4 protein-coding genes and 1 pseudogene are annotated in these 3,047 nt (G+C 50.0%); all 5 read right to left on the bottom strand.

Annotation, left to right across the window (positions count from 1 at the left end; translation table 11 throughout):
- A partial coding sequence (locus QUB26_RS31480; protein ID WP_333321236.1) for a hypothetical protein occupies positions 1-395 on the bottom strand: 395 nt, incomplete at its 3' end.
- 13 nt (positions 396-408) lie between these two features.
- The gene (locus tag QUB26_RS31475; RefSeq protein WP_333321234.1) at positions 409-1,233 is read right to left on the bottom strand and encodes a hypothetical protein; all 825 of its coding nucleotides are present in this window, start codon (positions 1,231-1,233) and stop codon (positions 409-411) included.
- Positions 1,234-1,283: 50 nt separating this feature from the next.
- Positions 1,284-1,769 (bottom strand): hypothetical protein, encoded by a 486-nt coding sequence (locus QUB26_RS31470; protein ID WP_333321232.1) that lies wholly within the window; start codon positions 1,767-1,769, stop codon positions 1,284-1,286.
- A 127-nt stretch (positions 1,770-1,896) separates the two neighbouring features.
- Positions 1,897-2,118 carry a hypothetical protein gene (locus QUB26_RS31465; protein WP_333321230.1) on the bottom strand — a complete coding sequence of 74 codons (222 nt, stop codon included), beginning with the start codon at positions 2,116-2,118 and terminating at the stop codon, positions 1,897-1,899.
- A gap of 2 nt (positions 2,119-2,120) precedes the next feature.
- Positions 2,121-3,047: pseudogene (locus QUB26_RS31460) on the bottom strand (hypothetical protein); the annotation flags it as partial.

The raw sequence follows: 3,047 nt of genomic DNA, 5'->3' as shown, positions 1-3,047 counted from the left end.
TCGACTGGTTCCTGATGGATTGACGCTTGCACGGCTATGTCGTAGGCTAATTGCTGGGGGGATTGCCCCGTAATTTTGCTAAGCAAATTTAGCAAAATTGAGTTGGTATTTGAACAGGAATAAATAAGTTGTTTTTGCTCAAGCGGCAAATCACGCATGGTGATAGTACCGGGTTGCGGGCTATCGTCGGGGATGATTTGGATCGAGTTGAGATTGAGATTGCAAGTGTCTAGGCAAGTGTCTAGCACTTCTGCTAGTTCTTCTAGTTCCCGATAGTTACCCTGGCTTTTCAAAATCAAGTCGGCAATTTGACAGTCGAGGGCGACAATTTGCGCTTTGATTTCAGGGCGAACTGGAGGCAAGTCAGAATGCCGGTAGGTGAAAGTATTGTGCATGGTTTTAAAAAAACTAGGATGAGTCCGACGCTTTGTCGGATCTATTTTTGATAGCTTTTTGATAGCAAGTTGATAGCTTCTTGCTACCAAAACCTGCTACCCGTTTTGGCTTAGGTTGGCGGGTGAAAGCTTCAGCCCGATCGCAAATTTCCTCTTGTTCGGCCGTCAGTTCTGTCGGCTCTCCCTCGCTGTCGGGTTCATCATCGGGCGGTTCATCATCGGGCGGTTCGGTGCCGCCGATAAGCATTTCGAGATACTTAGAAACTGCCATGCCGGCCGCTGCTGCTTTCTGTTGCAGAAGCTGGTAAGATTTGCCACCGATGCGGACTTGCTTGGCTCTGTCCTCTGGGTTCTCGTCGAGCGCTTCGGCAATCTTGGCGGCGGTGATTAACTGTGGGGGGAAGCCATCAATCACGGTCTGCCATTTTTCCTCTAATTGGGTTTGCCCGTACTCATCTACTTGAGCAAATTTCACCAATGGCAAAGCTTGAGCTACTGAGGTTGGCAGAATCTTAAACTTGGATTTGATGAGTTGCAGGCAGATTTGGGCCGCTTGGATAATCTTTTTGCAGTAGAAGGGCGATCGCCCTAGAACGAGTTTGCAGTATTCGGCGAAGTCCCGATACTGCCGTTTATAGAGACGGTAGCGGCGCACGGCTTCAAGCATAATTCCTTGCCGCACGTAGTCTAAAAAGCTGCGCTTGATTCGTTGGGTAAGGAGTGAAATATCGTTGTGGGGAATTTCTCGTGAAATCTCTTCCTCAAACTCTAGGAGCGGTTGGAATTCGCTTTCTGGCGGCTGCCAAAAATCATCGTTAAAGTCGGTAGTGAGTTGCATTAAAAGTAGGGGGTAACGGTGTCGTCTTCGCTTACTAGATAAGTTTGCTGTCAGTAATCGTCGTCATCGTCGTCATCGTCAAAGTAACGAACGCCATCGTCATAGTCATCAGATGTGTCGCGTTCCCCGAATCCCAATTCGGCGCTATCGTCGGCTACATATTCGAGAGGGGCAACTGAGTGATCAACTTTAGTCGCGGCGAAATTTTCAATCTTCAGCGTGACCGGATCGACGCCGTGAGCAGTAAGAAATTCTGCAAAATTGTCCCAAGCTTCCTCAGCTTTAGCTAATTCGGCTTTTTTGGATTCGATTTTGGAAGTGAGGGCTTCTAGCGATGCCATCTGCGCTGCCAACTTCAATATAAGGTCGTGCCATTTGTCGGGTAATTTAAGTTCTTGAGCTACTCGATTGCGAAGGCAGTTAAGGCTTTCTTGAGGGTCTTCCCAGTCCTCTAAATCCGCTTCTAGCCACACTTTGCAATTTTCGTAATTGCCTAAGTTTTTGGTGTATCCAAATCCGATTCGATTAATTTTCATGTTGCTCAATTAAGTAACGGTTGTTAGAAGAGGAAGCGATCGCCCTAACGTCTCTCATCAAGACGATCGCACAAACGAGATATGGGAGATAACTTTTTCATGTCTAAATCTCTATGGAAGCAATGGCTTAGTGCATCGCATCACCTCCTGGGGGCGATCGCCCGCTCAACCTCAAAATTGCCAGGCGGCGAAAATAACGATCGCCCGCAGCAACACTCATCGGCGGAAAGCTGGGAGGCTTAGGCTTGGGCAGTCGGGCAAAAATCCCTGTGTCAGGCGGTTCGTCTGTGTCGATTTGTCGGTTTGCCCGATCGCACCAATCAAAAGTAGGGATAAAAAATGGAAACATCGCTACACCGCCACATCGAATAATGACAACTGATTCCCCAGCGGGGACGCGGCCGCTCGCTTCTTGCTGGCAATCGGTGCAGATTTTTGCTTCTGAGCAATTGGGCTACTGTTTTCGCGCTGCGCTGCTGCTTTTTCCTGCGAGATGGCCTGTTCTGCAAGGATGGCTCGGATTAAGCTGCGTTTCCCTGCACTGCCTGGGATTGATGGTATCTCCATCTCGCGGGCGATTTGTTTGAGCCTAAAAATTGAGAGTTGGCTCAGTTGCCCTGGCGTCCAAATTGTCGGTTTTGCCGATCGCACTTTGCGCGAATAAACCTCAAAATTTTCGCCTCTGGCTTTGTCGAAGATTGTGCCGATGGGGATAAATCCTCCCGGTTTCATCTCGTAGTCATAGAGCAATTTCTGTTCGATGAGATTCGCGCAATCGAAATAAACGAAATTGGGTTTGTTGAGGGGTTGGACTTTTGCCCGCCAGATTCCCCGCCGTGATTTGTAGATAGCGAGAATCTTGCCGAGGTGCAGCCGATCGCGCCGGCGACCAACTAACATCCCAACGGCTAACTCCAAATCACCTCCCCGACCGTCACCCCGACCGGGTGGTCGTTGTTCGGTGAGAGCTTGTGGCGGCTTAGTGTTCCGATCGACCTTGTGTCCAATATCGCGGAGGAATACGATCGCACTTTGGCTCATTTTTGGCTCAATCTTGGCAGTCGGTCGCGGGTAGACGATGCGGCTAAACTTGGACTCTAGCGGTGGCTCCTGGACTGGATCGATTTGTGCGCCGGGGGAAGTTTTAGCCGCGTCCAGGGCTTGATGTTCGATCGCCTCCTGAACCGATTCGACTTCCACCACCGGGGAAACTTCCAGCAGTTGCAGCAGCGGGGGCTGTTTGCCGGCAATGGCATCGATCCAATTCTGGCGGCACCG

The sequence above is a fragment of the Microcoleus sp. B4-C1 genome, assembly GCF_036705285.1.
Lineage (GTDB): Bacteria > Cyanobacteriota > Cyanobacteriia > Cyanobacteriales > Microcoleaceae > Microcoleus.
This window is presented reverse-complemented; position numbering and strand designations above follow the sequence as displayed.